Origin of the sequence: Phocaeicola abscessus CCUG 55929 (assembly GCF_000312445.1) — a bacterium.
In the GTDB taxonomy this organism is placed as follows: domain Bacteria; phylum Bacteroidota; class Bacteroidia; order Bacteroidales; family Bacteroidaceae; genus Phocaeicola; species Phocaeicola abscessus.
In genome coordinates, this window is sequence record NZ_HE997182.1 from 573,710 (window position 1) to 591,337 (window position 17,628).

The 17,628-nt window shown below is 49.7% G+C and carries 12 protein-coding genes and 3 pseudogenes; 10 read left to right on the forward strand and 5 right to left on the reverse strand.

The window, feature by feature from the left end; all coding sequences use genetic code 11:
- Positions 1-287: 287 nt before the first annotated feature.
- From BN102_RS02295 to argS, 3 genes are read right to left on the reverse strand one after another with little or no spacing between them, the layout of a single operon-like run.
- On the reverse strand, positions 288-581 hold the full coding sequence (locus BN102_RS02295) for a hypothetical protein (RefSeq protein WP_019207450.1): 294 nt from the start codon (positions 579-581) through the stop codon (positions 288-290).
- A gap of 29 nt (positions 582-610) precedes the next feature.
- Entirely contained in the window at positions 611-1,282 is a 672-nt protein-coding gene (locus BN102_RS02300) for a ribonuclease H1 domain-containing protein (RefSeq protein ID WP_019207451.1), read from the reverse strand.
- Positions 1,283-1,285: 3 nt separating this feature from the next.
- Positions 1,286-3,109: an arginine--tRNA ligase gene (gene argS / locus BN102_RS02305; protein WP_019207452.1), complete on the reverse strand. Its 1,824-nt coding sequence runs from the start codon at positions 3,107-3,109 to the stop codon at positions 1,286-1,288.
- 201 nt (positions 3,110-3,310) lie between these two features.
- Between argS and BN102_RS02310 the strand changes: the two are divergent.
- The 5 genes and pseudogenes from BN102_RS02310 to BN102_RS02330 all read left to right on the forward strand — a co-directional run bounded on the left by BN102_RS02310 (position 3,311) and on the right by BN102_RS02330 (position 8,543).
- Positions 3,311-4,525: pseudogene (locus BN102_RS02310) on the forward strand (anaerobic sulfatase-maturation protein).
- 213 nt (positions 4,526-4,738) lie between these two features.
- Complete coding sequence (locus BN102_RS02315) at positions 4,739-5,980, forward strand: MFS transporter (RefSeq protein ID WP_019207456.1); 1,242 nt, start codon at positions 4,739-4,741, stop codon at positions 5,978-5,980.
- 6 nt (positions 5,981-5,986) lie between these two features.
- The gene (locus BN102_RS02320) at positions 5,987-6,904 is read left to right on the forward strand and encodes a dihydrodipicolinate synthase family protein (RefSeq protein WP_019207457.1); all 918 of its coding nucleotides are present in this window, start codon (positions 5,987-5,989) and stop codon (positions 6,902-6,904) included.
- Between the two features lie 11 nt (positions 6,905-6,915).
- Positions 6,916-8,097 (forward strand): annotated as a pseudogene (locus BN102_RS02325) (AGE family epimerase/isomerase).
- 2 nt (positions 8,098-8,099) lie between these two features.
- Positions 8,100-8,543 (forward strand): NanQ anomerase/TabA/YiaL family protein, encoded by a 444-nt coding sequence (locus tag BN102_RS02330; protein ID WP_019207460.1) that lies wholly within the window; start codon positions 8,100-8,102, stop codon positions 8,541-8,543.
- Positions 8,544-8,561: 18 nt separating this feature from the next.
- On the opposite strand, the gene BN102_RS02335 is transcribed toward BN102_RS02330, so the two are convergent.
- Positions 8,562-9,632, reverse strand: a complete 1,071-nt coding sequence (locus BN102_RS02335) for a cyclically-permuted mutarotase family protein (RefSeq protein WP_036786947.1) — start codon at positions 9,630-9,632, stop codon at positions 8,562-8,564.
- Positions 9,633-9,763: 131 nt separating this feature from the next.
- Between BN102_RS02335 and BN102_RS02340 the strand changes: the two genes are divergently transcribed.
- Together BN102_RS02340 and BN102_RS02345 are read left to right on the forward strand one after the other, a co-directional pair.
- Positions 9,764-11,587: an LTA synthase family protein gene (locus BN102_RS02340; protein ID WP_019207461.1), complete on the forward strand. Its 1,824-nt coding sequence runs from the start codon at positions 9,764-9,766 to the stop codon at positions 11,585-11,587.
- 158 nt (positions 11,588-11,745) lie between these two features.
- Positions 11,746-13,155 (forward strand): aldo/keto reductase, encoded by a 1,410-nt coding sequence (locus tag BN102_RS02345; RefSeq protein WP_019207462.1) that lies wholly within the window; start codon positions 11,746-11,748, stop codon positions 13,153-13,155.
- 135 nt (positions 13,156-13,290) lie between these two features.
- On the opposite strand, the gene BN102_RS02350 is transcribed toward BN102_RS02345, so the two are convergent.
- Positions 13,291-14,409 (reverse strand): carboxymuconolactone decarboxylase family protein, encoded by a 1,119-nt coding sequence (locus tag BN102_RS02350; RefSeq protein ID WP_019207463.1) that lies wholly within the window; start codon positions 14,407-14,409, stop codon positions 13,291-13,293.
- A gap of 252 nt (positions 14,410-14,661) precedes the next feature.
- Here BN102_RS02350 and BN102_RS02355 point away from each other — a divergent pair, with 252 nt between their 5' ends.
- From BN102_RS02355 to BN102_RS02365, 3 genes and pseudogenes are all read left to right on the forward strand, one after another.
- Positions 14,662-15,825, forward strand: coding sequence for an ABC transporter substrate-binding protein (locus BN102_RS02355; RefSeq protein ID WP_036787138.1), 1,164 nt, complete (start codon positions 14,662-14,664; stop codon positions 15,823-15,825).
- Between the two features lie 17 nt (positions 15,826-15,842).
- Entirely contained in the window at positions 15,843-16,853 is a 1,011-nt protein-coding gene (locus tag BN102_RS02360; protein WP_021311801.1) for an iron chelate uptake ABC transporter family permease subunit, read from the forward strand.
- Positions 16,846-17,625, forward strand: a pseudogene (locus BN102_RS02365) (ABC transporter ATP-binding protein); the annotation flags it as partial. The gene BN102_RS02360 and the pseudogene BN102_RS02365, both read left to right, overlap by 8 nt.
- Positions 17,626-17,628 lie beyond the last annotated feature (3 nt).

The following is a 17,628-nucleotide window of genomic DNA, read 5'->3' on the forward strand; positions in this document are numbered from 1 at the left end:
TGGCGATTAATGCTTCATGATCCGTCGGCCACGTACCGGCAGGCCGCATCGTATCGTCACGTTGTGTACCATCCTCAGCGCTTTTACCGTTGATGATCGTTCCCGAAGGACCTATTATCTTCGTATCCTTCAACCCCATACCTTTTTGATTCGTCGAAGACAGCTTTTCCCGCCAGATACTCGTCGGCATAGGAGAAACTGTAATCCGAATTTCCCTCTGTCCCCTTTATTGTGAAATCCGAGAGGCCTGCCTGAAATTTTTACTCTTGCTAAGCCGGTCAAGGGGTTCAAAATATTTTTTTAAAGCTTGCTAAACTGGTTGAAGCCTCCCCATTTCCCGAATTGCCACGGCGTGCGGCGTCGATAGCCAGACAATTCCTGTCGAAATCTTCTGGAAGCCGTTCGATCAATTCTTTCCGGGCAGGGACGGGGCGTATTTCCGTCGCTTTCCGCAGTACGAATCCGGGGCATATGCATATTGGATGAAAGGTCCGGTGTTGTTGTCGAAATCGATCGATTCCCGTACACTCGTCGGGATAGGTCTGCGTGTTGGGTATGAATCCTGTCTGTTTTTTCTCCATATTTTTATGATCCTTGGGATCGGAAGAGTTTATTTTCTGCCGAAGTCGGCGGGGATTTCACCCCACTTTTCCGTTTCCCACTTGAGCAGGGGGATGTCGTATTTATTGCTTTGAAGCCAGTGTTCCGCCCGTTCGATGAGGCGAAAGAGCGGAGCCGTTTTTGCATTGTGCGGAAGCTTCGTCTTGCATTGCTTGTTTTTGACCCATAGTAAGGCGTTCCGGCTGTCGGAATAGATCGGCATCCGGAGGTTTTTCCGTTTCAAGAGGGCTAATCCGTGAACGATGGCCAGGAATTCCCCGACGTTGTTGGTTCCGTAAACAGGTCCGAAGTGAAAGATTTCCTGTTCGTTGCCCAGGTAGACGCCTCGGTATTCCATGTGGCCCGGATTGCCGCTGCATGCGGCGTCGACAGCCAGACAATTCCTGTCGAAACCTTCGGGAAGCCGCTCGATCAACTCTTTTCGGGCGGGGACGGGACGTATTTCCGCCGTTGCCTTTTTCGCCTTTCGTCGATCGGTCTCTTCCCGCAAGTAACTGTCGGCGGGGACGGCGAAAGCGCGCGCTGCTTCCTCCCTCGTATCGAACGATTTATAAAGCGCACCGGGGTAGCCCTTTACCTGAAGCCGGCAATCTGTCCACGAAGGGTAAATTCCCGGGCTGACGCCTTTCCAGACCACATAATATTTCTGTTTCTTCGACATACGTTACATGCGATCGGGGACTTCGATTCCTAACAATCCCATGCCCGATCTGACGATTTCGGCTACGCTGGCGCTCAGTGCGAGGCGGAAGATTTTCTTTCGTTCTTCCGCTTCGTGCAGGATGCTGAAATCGTGATAGAACTGGTTGTATTCTTTTACCAATTCATACGTATAGTTGGCGATGATCGACGGATTGCAATCCGTTGCAGCTTGTTCTACAACCGTGCGATAATCGGCCAGAAGTTGGATCAGTTCTTCTTCTTTGGTATTCAGTTCGAGTCCTGCCGGAATCGTTTCGGGAACTTCTATGCCGCTTTCCGCCGCTTTCCGCAGTACGGACCGAATCCGGGCATGCGTATACTGAATGAAGGGTCCGGTGTTGCCGTTGAAGTCGATCGATTCCTGCGGGTTGAACAGCATGTTCTTGCGAGCGTCAACTTTTAATATGAAATACTTCAAGGCGCCTAAGCCGACGATACGCGAGATGTCGTCCGCCTCTTCTTGGGTCAGACCGTCCAACTTGCCTAATTCCGCGCTTGTCTCTTGGGCCGTTCGAATCATGTCCTCCATCAGGTTATCGGCGTCGACCACCGTTCCTTCGCGGCTTTTCATTTTGCCGTTCGGCAGTTCGACCATTCCGTACGAGAAATGAACCAATTCCTTTCCCCACTTGAAGCCGAGCTTATCCAGCAGGATGGACAAGACCTTGAAGTGATAGTTCTGTTCGTTGCCCACCACATAAATCATTTTGTCGATGGGATAGTCCTGAAACCGGAGTTTGGCCGTGCCGATATCCTGCGTCATGTAGACGGACGTGCCGTCGCTGCGCAGCAAGAGTTTCTGATCCAGGCCTTCCGCCGTCAGGTCTGCCCACACGGAACGATCTTCTTTCTGATAGAAGAGCCCTTTTTTCAGCCCTTCGAGAACCATCGCTTTTCCTTCCAGATAGGTTTGCGATTCGTAATAGATCTTGTCGAAATAGACGCCCATCTTCCGGTATGTCTCGTTGAATCCGGCATACACCCATTCGTTCATCTTCGTCCAGAGCGCACGTACTTCGGGATCGTCGGCCTCCCATTTGCGGAGCATGGTATGCGCTTCCTTCATCAAGGGCGCTTCTGTCTCGGCTTTCGTTTGAGCCTCCTCTTCCGGCATGCCTTCGCTCAGATATGTCGTTTTCAGCGCTGTCACTTCCGCTCGGTAATGTTTCTCGAAGGCTACGTAATAATCGCCGATCAGGTGATCGCCTTTCTTCCCGCTCGATTCCGGCGTTTCGCCCTTGCTGTACTTCAGCCAGGCTAACATCGACTTGCAGATATGAATGCCTCGATCGTTGACAATGTTCGTCCGAACGACTTTGTTGCCGTTGGCCGCTATGATGTTGGCCAGCGCATTTCCTAACAGGTTGTTGCGGATGTGCCCCAAGTGAAGCGGTTTATTGGTATTGGGCGACGAATATTCGATCATGACCAAGGGAGCATCGGGCGCCGCTTCCTTGATGCCGTAACGGGGATTCGTCCGAATGCTGTTCAACAGTTCGATCCAGTAATCCGAAGTGATGGTTATGTTGAGGAAACCTTTTACGACATTATAGGCGGCGATCAGGCAAGATTCGTGTTGTCTGAGGTATTCGCCGATTTCACGAGCCGTCTGTTCGGGAGCTTTTTGGCTGATACGCAGGAAAGGAAACACGACTAAGGTGAGATGCCCTTCGAACTCTTTCTTGGTTTTCTGTAAGGAAATCATCTTAGCAGGTAATTCCTGGCCGTATAAGGTTCGTATCGCTTTCATGATCGATGCGGTCAGCTGTTCTTCTATATTAACCATATTCTTTCTTAATTAGTCAGGGTACAAAGTTATGAAAAATGGGCGGAATAACCGGCTGATCGCTTCTTATTTTTTAGGTGTCACAAGTAGCTGGGGCCGTTTTGTTTCATCCGGGTAAAGTCTCTTTCGAGAGAGCGAATACCCGGTTATGTTTCATTATTGCTATCTTTTTTCCTATCTTCGCCACATGAACCTGTTTGTATGATTGCTATTTCACCTTTTGCCAAGCCGCTTTACGTGATGCTGAAGCCTGCGGGAGCGCTTTGTAACTTGGCGTGCGATTATTGTTACTATCTGGAAAAGTCGAACCTCTACTGGCAGGTGCCCAAGCATGTGATGAGCGAGGAACTGTTGGAGAAATTCGTTCGGGAATATATCGAATCGCAGATGTTGCCCGATGTGCTCTTTATATGGCACGGTGGCGAGACGCTGATGCGACCGCTTTCGTTCTATAAAAAAGCGATGGAATGGCAACGGAGATATGCTTGCGGGCGGAGAATCGATAACTGTATCCAGACGAACGGGACGATGCTGACGGATGAGTGGTGCGAATTCTTTCGTGACAATCATTGGCTGGTTGGTGTATCTGTTGATGGCCCTCAGGAATTCCATGACGAATATCGCAGGAACAGGTAAGGATTGCCTTCGTTCGTAAAGGTAATGCGGGGAATCGACCTCCTGAACAAGCATCGGGTGGAATGGAATGCGATGGCGGTAGTGAACGATGTTAACGGAGATTATCCGCTCGACTTCTATCGCTTTTTCAAACAGACAGGATGCCGTTACATTCAGTTTACCCCCATCGTCGAGCGTATCGTCGAGCATGCCGACGGACGACATCTGGCCGCCGTGGAGGAAGGAAACGAACGGATGGCCGACTTTTCCGTGACGCCGGAGCAATGGGGAAACTTCACGTACTCGATCTTTGATGAATGGGTGCGGAACGATGTGGGCGAGTATTTCATCCAACTGTTCGATTCGACGCTCGCCAACTGGGTCGGCGAACAGCCGGGAGTATGCAGTCTGGCTAAAACATGCGGCCACGCCGGCGTGATGGAGTTCAACGGCGATGTGTATTCCTGCGATCATTTTGTTTTCCTCCCGTATAAATTGGGGAATATTTATCAGAAAACCTTGGTGGAAATGATGTATGGTGAACGGCAGCAGGCTTTCGGGCAGGCGAAACATACGTCTCTGCCGGCGCAGTGCAAAGAATGTCCTTATCTGTTCGCCTGCAACGGAGAATGCCCGAAGAATCGTTTTTGCAAAACGAAGACGGGCGACCCCGGCTTGAATTATCTCTGTAAAGGTTACTTCCGGTTCTTCACTTATATGAATTTCATGAAGAACGAATTGTTGAACAAACGGGCTCCCGCCCGTATCATGCAGGCTTTGAAAGAGGGAAAAGTCGGATGAGGAAGTGATGTTTGAGTCGGCCGGCAAACGTTGTCGGTGGCGCACGGGCACTCTTTGTCCGATCGATCAGCGATCGTTTTTATCGGACGCATGTTATTTTAAGATAAAAGAGAACCGAGGATTTCTCTATTTATCGGAAAATGGTTAATATTGCGACTGTTTTGAGCAAACGGTTTCCCGATCCGTTTGTCGATCTTCAATTCGTTGTGGAGCATGAAAAATCATCGGTATTATCCATGGGTTGTTGTGGCTTTATTGTGGACGGTCGCCTTGCTTAATTATATGGACCGACAAATGCTGTCCACCATGCAAACGGCGATGAAGGTGGATATTGCGGAGCTCAACAAAGCCGAAACTTTCGGTGCGTTGATGGCCGTATTCCTTTGGATTTACGGTTTTGTAAGTCCTCTCGCCGGTATGATTGCCGACAAGATGAGTCGGAAATGGTTGATCGTGGGGAGCTTGTTCGTCTGGTCGGCCGTTACATTCTTAATGGGATATGCCGACTCTTTTCGCGAGCTATACGGCCTTCGCGCGCTGATGGGTGTCAGCGAGGCGTTATACATCCCTTCGGCACTTTCGCTGATTGCCGATTGGCATAGCGGCAAGTCGCGCTCGTTGGCGATAGGCATTCACATGACGGGCCTCTATGTCGGTCAGGCTATCGGCGGCTTTGGTGCAACGGTGGCGATGATGTTTTCCTGGCAATCGACATTTCACGGCTTCGGGCTCATCGGTATCGTCTATTCTTTCGTCTTGGTTTTCTTTTTGTATGAGACCCCGAATCATAGAAAGTCGGAGATTCGATCTGCGAGCGAAGGAGGAGCGGCAGGAAAAAAATCCGTATGGGCAGGCTTGACGGTTGTTTTTTCCACTCTTGCTTTCTGGATCATTTTGTTTTATTTTGCGACGCCGAGTTTACCGGGTTGGGCGATGAAGAATTGGCTTCCGACGCTCTTTTCAAACAGCTTGGGCATTCCGATGTCTCAGGCCGGCCCCTTGTCTACCATTACCATTGCAGCTTCTTCGTTCCTGGGCGTCATTGCAGGAGGCGTCCTTTCCGACCGATGGGTTCAACGGGATCTCCGCGGTCGTATTTATATCAGTGCGATAGGTTTGGGAATGACTATTCCGTCATTGCTGCTTTTAGGATTCGGGCATAGCTTCTTGCCGATTATCGGGGCGAGCCTTTTGTTCGGCGTGGGTTTCGGATTCTTTGATGCCAATAATATGCCCATCTTGTGTCAGTTCATTTCTGCCAAGTATCGGGCTACCGCCTATGGGATCATGAATATGGTTGGCGTCTTTTTTGGTGCTGCCGTTACGCAGATCTTCGGGAAATGGACGGATAAAGGCAGTTTAGGCGAGGGTTTTGCCTTGTTAAGCGTGATGGTGACGATAGTCGTGGCTCTTCAACTGTATTTTCTGCATCCTAGAATGGATAATTTAAAATAATGATCAATGGAAAAGATAATAGGTTTGATCGATGCCCCGTTTACTCCGTTCTTTCCGGATGGAGCAGTGAATGACGGGCCCATAGCGGCGTATGCCGCCATGTTGAGGAAGAACGGTTTGAAAGGCGTCTTTATCAATGGTTCTTCGGGAGAGGGATACCTGTTGAGCGTCGCGGAACGGATGGCGTTGGCCGAAAAATGGGTTTCTGTCGCTCCTGAGAACTTTAAAGTCATCATCCATGTAGGTAGCTGCTGCCTGCGCGAAAGCGTTCGGATGGCTGTTCACGCGCAAGAAATCGGAGCTTGGGGAATAGGCTCTATGGCTCCTCCTTTCCCGCATGTCGGACGGATAGAGGAACTGGCGGACTATTGCGAGAAGATTGCGGCGGCGGCTCCCGATCTGCCGTTTTATTATTATCATATCCCGGCCTTCAACGGCGCATTTCTCCCGATGCTCGATCTGTTGAAAGCCATCGACGGGCGAATCCCTAATTTTGCAGGGATTAAATACACTTTTGAAAGTTTGTACGAGTATAATCAATGCCGCTTATACGGAAACGGCAAGTTCGATATGCTTCACGGACAGGATGAAACCATGCTGGCGGAAATGGCATTGGGCGGAGCGAAAGGTTGTATCTGCGGCACCACGAATTATAACGGACGTGAATTGGTCGGTATCTGGGAGGCTTGGAACGGGGGAGATTTGAAGACCGCACGCGAAAAACAGAATTTCGGTCAGGAAGTCATCAATGTGATTTGTCGGTACCGTGGAAATATCGTTGGCGGTAAACGAATCATGAAATTAATAGGGTTCGATCTGGGACCGAATCGCGTGCCTTTCCGAAATCTGACGGAAGAGGAAGAGAAAGCCATGAAGAAAGAATTGGAAGAGATCGGTTTCTTTGAACGTTGTAATCAATTTTAAGCAGTTAAGTGATGGATGGCAGGAATTATTTGAAGCAGTGGGCGGATACGTATAAACGGGAATTGACTGATAACATCATGCCTTTCTGGCTAGAACATGGGCTCGACCGCCAACATGGCGGTCTTTATACCTGCTTGGATAGGGATGGCGCGCTGATGGATACGACTAAGTCTGTGTAGTTCCAAGGACGCTTCGCCTTTATTGCCGCCTTTGCGTATAACCACATAGCGAAGAAACCGGAATGGCTGGAGGCTTCCAAGCATTGTATTGATTTTATGGTCGGTCATTGTATTGATACCGACGGGCGAATGTTTTTCGAGGTCATGGAAGACGGTACCCCCTTGCGTAAGCGTCGTTATCTGTTTTCCGAATGCTTTGCCGCCATCGCGATGGCGGAATATGCCATTGCTTCGAGAGACGACAGGTATGTAAAGAGAGCCTTGGAACTGTTCAACCTGATAGTGACATATCTTCGTACGCCGGGATTGTTGGAGTCCAAGTGTCTGCCTGCGTTGAAAACGCGGGGATATTCCATGACGATGATTCTGATCAATACGGCTTCGCGTATTCGAGAAGCGATTCCCGATCCTGTACTGGATGCTCAGATAGATAAATCGTTGGAAACATTGCGTTATTTCATTCATCTGGAGTTTAAGGCTTTGCTCGAAACGGTCGGCTTGGAGGAAGAATTTATCGATACCTGCAACGGCCGGGTGATCAATCCCGGGCACTGTATCGAGACCTCTTGGTTTGTGATGGAGGAAGCCGAGCACCGTCAATGGGACAAAGATTTGCTCGATATGGCTTTGCGGATATTGAATTGGTCGTACGAATGGGGATGGGATAAGGTATATGGCGGTATTATCAACTTTCGGGATTGCCGGAACTTCCCGCCTCAGGATTATTCGCAGGATATGAAATTCTGGTGGCCTCAGACGGAGACGATTATTGCAAGTCTGTATGCTTACTGGGCGACGAAAGAAGAGAGATACATAAACATGCATAAGGAAGTGAGCGAATGGACATTCGAGCATTTCCCCGACAGGGAATATGGAGAATGGTATGGCTATTTGCATCGGGACGGTACGGTGGCTCAACCGGGCAAAGGCAATATTTTCAAAGGGCCCTTCCATATTCCCCGTATGATGATCAAAGGCTACATGCTTTGTCTTGAGATTTTAAACGGCAAATAACGATGATACACGGTAAACTGAGCGATAGCGGGCGGATTGAATCCCTGCATCCGTCGATGAAAGTGTTGTTCGACTATGTGAAGTCGCACGACTTTTCGACAATCCCCTTGGGACGAATAGAAATAGACGGCGACAACTTGTTTATCAATTATTCCGAAGTAAAGGGAATGTCCAGAGAAGATCAGATGTTGGAATTTCACCGTCGTTATATGGATGTACACATTCCTTTTGCGCACGAGATATGGGGTTGGAAGGCGACGTCTGACCTGCGACACCTTGCCGAGGAATACGATGTGGAGAAAGATTTCGCTTTGTCCGACGATTGCCCCGCATCGTTTACGGATGTTTATCCGGGGGAGTTCGTCGTGGCTTATCCGGAAGATGCGCATGCCCCGAATATCGCCCCGTACGATTTCCGCAAATTGGTGGCAAAAATAAAACTCTGAAAGGAGAAGAGGAGTGGATCATTTTACCGTTATCCGATAAATTTCATTCGTCCGGATGCCCGGCTTTAATTCTCCTCCGATCAGATAAAGATTCTTTCCGTCGTTTACGAATGAAGCGCCGGTGCGGGCAGTGACGGGAAGTTCTCCTGCCCCGGTGCGTTTCGCTGGGCTTTTTTCGAGGATACTCCACCCGTTTACGTCGTATTGCAGGAGGTAAGGATTGAATCGGTACCATGCCGCAGGATGTTTTATATAATCTGCTGGTGGATCCGTCATGCCTATTCGAAACAGATTGCGGTATATGCCTCCGACGAAAAACATGCGATCGTTCATGCTGACTGATGCACCTCCTCCTAAGGCGAGCGGACTGCTATATTCGTCTACGGGGCCGGTGATTTCTTCCCATGCTTTCGCTTCTGCACGGTAAAGATAGTCGTTTAAAGCGATCGATCGGGCGGTCAAGTTGAATCCCCCGAAGAGGAAGAAGTTCGTTCCGATCGCTCCGCACACCAGTTGTATGCGGACCTGCCCCGGAAAGGGAGGCAATGTCTCCCACCTGAGCTCTTCGTGACGCAAGTCCAATCGAATGAATTGGTGGCAAGGAATGCCTGCCTTATTCCCTCCGGCTACATAAAGATAATCGCCTGCTCGACAACCCGTCATATTATCCGACGGAAAAGGCAGGCCGGGCAACGAATCGATTTGAATACGTTCCCTCGAATGGCTTTCCCAACGTATGCGGATAACTGAAGAGAAAGTGTTTTTTTGGTTGTTCCCGCCTATGAAGATAAGCCCGTCGCCGGTAATGATGGATACTCCGTAAGCGGCGGCGTCGGGTAGTGCGCCGATCTGTCTCCATGTCAATCGGATCCCCTTATCCAAGGGCGTGGCGTAGATTCCTTTGTAATACCGTTTCGTGCCGCCTTCGGCAATGGGAACTTCCGGAAAGTTACATCCTCCCGCTATGATCAGGTAACCGGCGGTATCCCCGCGAAACAGGCCGATACACCTTGTTCGATACCTGTTTCGGCTTGAGGGAAACCGTCCATGAGTTCGTAATCGACAGACATTGCTCCTTCCCCCACGCATGACAGGCAAAGTAATATCGTACTTAACAGTACAAGATGTGTTTTCTTCATGCAGTTTATGTTTGCGACAAAGTTAGCACAAATTTTGTCGCTCGTACAATTTGATTTACTTTTGCAGCAAATACGGTGATTATGAAGAAACGACTTGTTTATCTGAGCCTGTTTTTTGCGGCGGTCTGGCTGATCTTTGTGCTGCAGAAACCCTTGTTTATGATTTACAATGGTGCCGTAGGGAGGGATATTTCTCTTGGCAATTTCTTGCGGGTCATGTTTCATGGCCTTTCTCTGGATGCGGCGATGACAGGTTATTTGATAGCCGTACCTTTTGTTTGTGTGCTCATCAGCATCTGGTGCAGAGCTTTCCCCCTGAAGAAGATCCTCCTTGCCTATTACGTCTTGACAGCGCTTTTCATCGCGCTTGCTTTTATCGTCGACATGACCCTTTATCCTTTTTGGGGATTTAAGTTGGACGCTTCTATTTTCGTTTATATGGATTCGCCGAAGGAAGCTTTGGCCAGCGTCTCTGCCGGTTACATCCTGCTCCGCATCATTCTTATCGTAGCGCTCGCTGCTCTCTATGGCTGGCTGTTGTGGAAGATCACTCCAAAGATCTTGGAAAAGATGCGGCATCGGGTGTTCGGCTCCGTGCTGATGATGTTCATCGCGGGTATATTGGTTCTGGTTATCCGGGGTGGAGTAGGGCGATCGACGACCAATGTGGGACAAGCTTATTTCAGCGAAGATCAGTTCTTGAATCACTCGGCGGTGAATCCTGTATTCAGTCTGTTGTCGTCGATGAGCAAATCGAAAGATTACGGCAAGCAATTCGATTTTTTCGACGAGGCTACACGCGCCGACTTATTTCGCGGATTATATCCGACGGCTGACGGCGATAGTACGACGCAGCTTCTGAAGACGAAACGCCCGAACGTATTGCTCCTTCTTTTGGAAGGTTACGGCTCTACTTTCATCGAACCGTTGGGTGGCTATCCGGGAGTCTCTCCCAATCTGAACCGGTTTTGCGAGGAAGGTGTTTTCTTCACCAACTGCTATGCGGACAGTTACCGTACCGATCGTGGGATAATATGCGCTTTCAGCGGCTACTTGGGATTGCCTACCGTCTCGGTCATGAAGATACCAACGAAGTGTAGCAAATTGCCTTCCATCGCAAAAGAGCTGGAGAGACAGGGGTATGCGACCGATTTCCTTTACGGTGGGGATATTAACTTTACCAATATGAAAGGATATTTAAAGGCGACGGGTTTCCAACATCTTACCTCTGCCGGTGATTTCTCGTTGGCGGAACAAACCAGCAATGCTTGGGGCGTGAATGACGAGTACACGTTTGAACATCTTTATCAGGAATTGATAAGCCGGAAAGAGAAATTATGGCATACGGCGTTTTTGACGTTGAGCAGCCACGAACCTTTTGAGGTGCCTTTCGATCGCTTCGACGACAAAGTAAAGAACGCATACGCTTATACCGACGATTGCATTGGAAAACTGATCGACCGGATGAAAGGCTCTTCGCTGTGGGATAATCTGCTGGTGATCATTCTTCCCGACCACGGTCGCCACTATCCTGAAAACGAATATGCCAATCATCCTAAATTTTTCCGTATCCCGATGATTTGGGTAGGCGGAGCCGTCAAACAGCCGGTGAAGATCGATAAGCTGATGAACCAGAGCGATTTGCCCGCCACCTTATTGGGACAGCTCGGATTGGATCATTCGGCCTTCGTTTTCAGTCGAAATGTGTTGAACGATCGTTATACCTATCCTTTTGCGTTTTACAGCTATAACAACGGATTTGCGTTTTGCGACGGTACCGGTGTAACGCTATACGATAATCATTCGGAGAAGATCGTGATTGACGAACCCGTTTCCGACAAAAATCGGCTTGAGCGGGGAAAGGCAATCCTGCAGAGCGCTTACGACGATCTGGGAAAGAGGTAGTCGACGAAGGGACGATAGATGTGGGGTGGTGCGAGGCTCTGCATATTTTTATCGATCGGTGAAAAAGTTTATTTATTCCGTAATCTGTTTTCTTGTTTCCCGAATAAAAGTTCTAAATTTACGCCTTGGACAGTGTGGTTTATTTAATATGAAGAGCAATGGATAAGAAAAAGATGAACCGTCGGAAGTTTTTGGGATTGTTCGGTACGGGAGCCATCTCTACCGCCGCGGTTCTGACGGGATGCAAAAAACCGGAAACGCTGCGGATAGAGGATGACTATCAATCGCAGACGGAACCTCCCCGAGGAAAGATGAGCTATCGTACTTCTCCTACGACGGGGGATAAGGTTTCTCTTTTAGGATATGGCATGATGCGCTTGCCGACGGAGGAAGGAGTGGCTGCGCGCGATAGCAAGAGCCCGATCGATCAGGAGATGGTAAATCGATTGGTCGACTACGCCATCGAGCACGGCGTGAACTATTTCGATACCTCGCCGGTTTACTGTCAAGGTATGTCGGAACATGCGACGGGAATAGCGCTGCACCGTCATCCCCGTGACAGTTATTTTATTGCTACCAAGATGTCGAACTTCAGTCCGGTCACGCATAGCCGCGAGGCTTCTGTCAAATTGTTTCAAAATTCGCTCAAGGAGCTTCAGGTAGATTATATCGATTATTACTTGTTGCATGGCATCGGCATGGGGGGCTGGGAGGCTTTCAATGCACGCTTCGTGGACAATGGTATCTTGGATTGGCTCGTGGAGCAGCGGAAGGAAGGGAAGATCCGGAACCTCGGCTTCTCTTATCATGGCGATATAGAGGTCTTTGATTATTTGTTGGAGAATCACGATAAATACCACTGGGACTTCGTGCAGATTGAATTAAACTATTTGGATTGGGGACATGCCAAAGAAATCAACGAACGGAATACCGATGCGGAATACCTGTACGGAGAATTGCGGCAACGAGGAATACCCGCCGTAATCATGGAACCCCTGTTGGGCGGACGGCTTTCGAATGTCCCTCAGTATATCGCGATGGAGATGAAGAAACGTGACCCAGAACATACGGTGGCCTCGTGGGCCTTTCGTTATGCCGGTACCCCGGAAGGCGTGCTGACGGTACTGAGCGGTATGACTTATATGGAGCATCTGAAGGATAATTTGTTATCTTATTGCCCGTTGAAACCCGTCTCCAAAGAGGAGGAAGCGTTTCTTTACGATATCGCCCGCAAGTTGGTCGGTTTGCGAACGATTCCCTGTAACGATTGCAAATATTGCATGCCCTGTCCTTACGGCATCGATATTCCGGGTATCTTCGTTTATTATAACAAGTGCAAGAACGAGGGAACCTTGCCGCACGATACACAGGACAAGGCATATGCCAGACTGCGTCGCAGTTATCTGTTAGGGTTAAACCGAACGATCCCGAAGCTCCGTCAGGCTGATCATTGTATCGGATGCGCCCAATGCGAGCCGCATTGCCCTCAGAACATCCGTATTCCCGACGAATTGCACAAGATCGATGCGCAGATCGAGACCTTGAAGCAGGAACTGTTTTACAGTTGAGCAATCCCCTGCATACCTCAACTCCTCCTTATTTGAAAGAGAGGTGAATGCTGTCCAAAAAGTCTGAAAGATTGCATCGGTATAGGCGAGCGGCCTGCGTGAACGACTGGTTTGAGGAAAGTGGTTTTCCGACGGTTATTTCAACTTATCGTAGTCTTCGTCCGTAACGGGTTCCAACCATTCGTTGGATGCTCCCTCGACGGGAACGGCTATGGCGATATGCTGAAACCAGCTGTCTTTCGTTGCACCGTGCCAATGTTTCACTTCGGCGGGGATATCCACTACATCGCCGGGCTGCAACGCTTGTGCCGGTTTTCCCCAAGCCTGATACCAACCGCGACCGCCGACGCAAATCAGTATTTGTCCGCCCTTGTGATGAATATGCCAGTTGTTTCGGCAACGTGGCTCGAAAGTGACGTTCGCTACGCGGAGTTTCCCTCTGCCATCGGCCAATCCCGCTAAATAGCTGTTCCCGATAAAATAGTCGGCATATGCCGTGTTTGGCTCTCCCTTCAGGAAAATCATATGCTCGATGGGTTCTCCTTCAGAGAAGGGTTCGCCGAAGATTTCGGCAATAGCCTTTTGCGCCCGATAGGCTTCCGTTTTACCTACATGTTTTCTCAGTGCGGCGGGAATGGCGCGAATATCTTCATCCGGCAGTCCCATATTCCGCGCTCCGTTGACATGCGCCTTCAGTTGGGGTTCGACGCCTTTTATTCCCGAGAGAGCGCTGAGTGTAACCAGTTCCCGATCGGCGAAAGAGAGGTTGTTTCGTGCGAAGATATCGCCGAAGAGGTGTGCTTTCAGATAGTAGTCGGTTGTCGGAGCAAAGTCGTAGACGAAAGCTCTCCCCGACAGACGGGTCTGTACCCTCGTACCGTCTTTCAGTGCATCGTAATCCGCAGGCAAGGGATCGGCATCCTTTCCCTCCCGATCGATAATCCCTCTCTTCTTTTGTGCTTCGACGACTTGTTGAAGCGTGCTTAATCCGTTCAGGCTTCTCGGAAAGCCCGTATATGCATACAGTTGTGAGAGCGCCTCTTTGATTTCACTGACTGTCAAGCCGTCGTTCAACCCGTTGTCGATAGCGTTGCTCAAGCGGGCCAAATCGCCTTTCGCTTCTAAGCAAGCGATGGCGGCCATGTTCTGCAGGCGTTTGCTTAATGAATGTTTCATGGTTCCTTGTGCATTTAATGAATAACAGGACAGCAAGAACAGGAGGCTCGTCGCCCATCCTTTGATCAACCTGTTCATGTAGTAAGTGTTTAAATTTGATACAAAGCTACGAATTACGAAGGGGAACCAGTTTTACATAATTACGGATAATCGTACCGAAATTACACTTTAGGGTTTTTACCCTGACTCACACTATGCAGGTTGTCGCTGTTGGTGCGCATTCCGTTTCGTGCCGATCTCTCGTTCCCGTTCGCTCTTTTTATCCTGAAATAGGCATGCATGTACCGAATATTCGTATCTTTGCATAAAATGATCGAATCGATTGGAACGATGAAAGAGGTATTGTTTTTAAGTGCGGCTGCGGCCCTTTCGATGCTATTCGACGCCTGCAATCCGTCAACGAAAAAACTGCAGGCCGGCCATGCGGCAACGGCGACGGAGCCCGACGCTGCCACCGTCATTCAGGCTCGCTATGCCAAAGGTTTTTCTGTCGAATATTCGAAGGAAGGCGTCAGATTGATCGATATTCGAGATCCTCAAAACGAAGGAGAGGTCGCTTATCGTTTCGCCCTTGTATCCAAGGGAATGAAATCTGTTGCGATACCGCCCGAGTATACGGCGATAAACGTCCCTATCGCTCGTTGTATTTGCATGACCTCGCTACAGTTGTCGAATTTTACGGTTTTACGAGCGCACGACTTCATTACCGGTATTACGGGTACGAAGAATTTGTACAATCGCGATATTCACGCCCGCGTGAACGACGGGCGCATCGTCAAGATCGGGATGGAGGGGAACTTCGATGCCGAGATCATTATGGCTGCCAATCCGGATGTGATATTCATCTCTCCCTTCAAACGGGGTGGTTACGAAGCTATTAAAGAAACGGGCATTACGCTGATTCCTCATTTGGGATATAAAGAACTTGATCCGTTGGGACAAGCTGAATGGATCAAGTTCATCAGCCTGTTCATCGGAAAGGAAAAAGAGGCGAACGACGTATTCGACGGAATTGTCGCTCGCTATACTGCATTGAAGGAAAAGGCTGCGAAAGTGAGCGTGCGCCCCGTAGTATTCAGTGGAGAAATGCATGGAGGTAACTGGTTTGCCGTCGGTGGGAGAAACTACTTGGCGAAAATGTTCGAGGATGCCGGCGCCGACTATGTGATGAAGGATAATCCGAGTAGCGGAGGAGTCAACATGGAATATGAAAAGCTGTACAGCATAGCTGCCGATGCCGATTATTGGCGGATATTGAACAGCTTCCCGGGAGAGTTTTCGTACGAGGCCCTGAAGGCGAGCGATCCGCGGAATGCCGATTTCAAAGCTTTCCAGAAAAAGCAAGTGATTTATTGCAACATGCAACAGAGTCCCTATTATGAAATTGCGCCGGTAGAGCCGGATGTCGTCCTCGCCGACTTTGTCTACGTGTTTCACCCGGAGTTGTTGCCGGCCGATTATCGACCGACCTTTTATAAAATCCTGAAGCAGTGAAAAAGTCGATTCCCTTCATGTTGTTGTTGATTACGATCGTTTTCTTCTTTGCGATCAATGTATGGATAGGGACGGTGAAGATACCGGCTGGCGAGGTTTGCCGGATTCTTTTCGGCGGGGAAAGTGATTCGATCGTTTGGCGGAACATCATTCTAAAGTCCCGTTTACCGCAAGCGTTGACAGCTATCGTGGCGGGCGCCGGTTTGGCGGTCAGCGGTTTGCAGATGCAAACCGTTTTTCATAATCCGCTTGCCGGCCCGTCGGTGTTAGGCATTAGCAGCGGAGCCAGTCTCGGGGTCGCTTTTGTGGTGTTGCTTTCCGGTTCGTTGGGCGGCGTCGCTTTGAGTCGTTTGGGTTACTTGGGGGATGCGGCGATGTCTGCGGCGGCCGTCGTCGGTGCCTTAGCCATTATGATACTGATCGTTTACATCTCTCAAAAGGTGAAGGGAAACGTCACCCTGTTGGTGATCGGGGTGATGATCGGCTATTTGGCTACGGCGATTATCGGTGTGCTGAAGTTTTTCAGTCCGGAGGAAGATGTGAAAGCGTATGTGGTTTGGGGTTTAGGTAGTTTTTCGAGGGTGTCCGGCAATCAGATGCTGCTCTTCGTGGTGCTGATGACCATCTTGTTGCCGTTGTCCATGCTGTTGGTCAAAACGATGAACCTGTTGCTCTTGGGCGACAGCTATGCACGGAACCTCGGGTTGAACATCCGGCGAGCGCGGATGTGGGTGATTGCCTGTTCGGGCGTATTGGTCGCTATCGTCACCGCTTATTGCGGGCCGATCATGTTCATCGGATTGGCAGTCCCCCACCTTTGCCGCGCCATCTTTCATACTTCCAATCATCGGATCTTGATGCCCGGCACTATGTTGACGGGAGCGGCTTTAGCGTTGATATGCAATCTGATCGCCCGAATGCCGGGGTTCGAGGGCGCCTTGCCCGTCAATTCCGTTACCGCTTTGATCGGAGCGCCGATCATCGCTTCTGTATTGTTCAGAAAGAGGAAGGAGGAGATCCGTGAGTAAAGAAACGATCCGTTTGGAAGATCTCAGTATCGGGTATCGGGGGAAGAAAGCCGAAGTGAAGGTCGTGGCGTCGAAAATCGACGCAACTATCCGCAGCGGAGAGCTCACATGTCTGTTAGGAGCGAATGGCGTAGGGAAGTCGACTTTGCTTCGGACGTTATCGGATTTTCAGCCGAAGCTGGAAGGAAAGATATTCGTCAATGACAGAGAAATCGACGAATACACGGACAAAGAACTTTCCAGACTTATCGGTGTAGTGCTTACCCACAAAGTCCATATTCAGAATATGTCTGTCAGGGAATTGGTCGGGTTGGGACGCAGTCCGTACACCGGCTTCTGGGGTAATCTCGGCAAGGAGGATTACCGGATAGTAGACAATGCGATTCGACAGGTCGGCATCGGTAATCTGACTCATCGGATGATACAGACGCTCAGCGACGGCGAACGTCAGAAGGTGATGATTGCGAAAGCGCTGACTCAGGAAACGCCTGTGATCTTCCTCGATGAGCCGACGGCATTTCTCGATTTCCCCAGCAAAGTCGAGATGATGCAGCTTTTGCGTCGGCTTAGCAAAGAGACCGATAAGACCATTTTCTTCTCTACACATGATTTGGAATTGGCGCTTCAAATCGTCGATACCGTGTGGATGATGGATAAGCACAAGGGATTGACGACGGGAACTCCTCGCGAACTGGCTGCCGCCGGCGTGCTGAGCGCTTATATCGAGCGGAAGGGAATCCTGTTTGACCGAACGACCTTGGGAATACGGGTGCTG

Excerpts from the sequence above, each read along its gene's own strand:
- BN102_RS02300 (WP_019207451.1), bottom strand. The coding sequence starts at position 1,282 with ATGTCGAAGAAACAGAAATATTATGTGGTCTGGAAAGGCGTCAGCCCG.
- argS (WP_019207452.1), bottom strand. The coding sequence starts at position 3,109 with ATGGTTAATATAGAAGAACAGCTGACCGCATCGATCATGAAAGCGATA.
- BN102_RS02315 (WP_019207456.1), top strand. The coding sequence starts at position 4,739 with ATGAAAAATCATCGGTATTATCCATGGGTTGTTGTGGCTTTATTGTGG.
- BN102_RS02295 (WP_019207450.1), bottom strand. The coding sequence starts at position 581 with ATGGAGAAAAAACAGACAGGATTCATACCCAACACGCAGACCTATCCC.
- BN102_RS02320 (WP_019207457.1), top strand. The coding sequence starts at position 5,987 with ATGGAAAAGATAATAGGTTTGATCGATGCCCCGTTTACTCCGTTCTTT.
- BN102_RS02360 (WP_021311801.1), top strand. The coding sequence starts at position 15,843 with ATGTTGTTGTTGATTACGATCGTTTTCTTCTTTGCGATCAATGTATGG.
- BN102_RS02350 (WP_019207463.1), bottom strand. The coding sequence starts at position 14,409 with ATGAACAGGTTGATCAAAGGATGGGCGACGAGCCTCCTGTTCTTGCTG.
- BN102_RS02335 (WP_036786947.1), bottom strand. The coding sequence starts at position 9,632 with ATGCGTGGGGGAAGGAGCAATGTCTGTCGATTACGAACTCATGGACGG.
- BN102_RS02330 (WP_019207460.1), top strand. The coding sequence starts at position 8,100 with ATGATACACGGTAAACTGAGCGATAGCGGGCGGATTGAATCCCTGCAT.
- BN102_RS02345 (WP_019207462.1), top strand. The coding sequence starts at position 11,746 with ATGGATAAGAAAAAGATGAACCGTCGGAAGTTTTTGGGATTGTTCGGT.
- BN102_RS02355 (WP_036787138.1), top strand. The coding sequence starts at position 14,662 with ATGAAAGAGGTATTGTTTTTAAGTGCGGCTGCGGCCCTTTCGATGCTA.
- BN102_RS02340 (WP_019207461.1), top strand. The coding sequence starts at position 9,764 with ATGAAGAAACGACTTGTTTATCTGAGCCTGTTTTTTGCGGCGGTCTGG.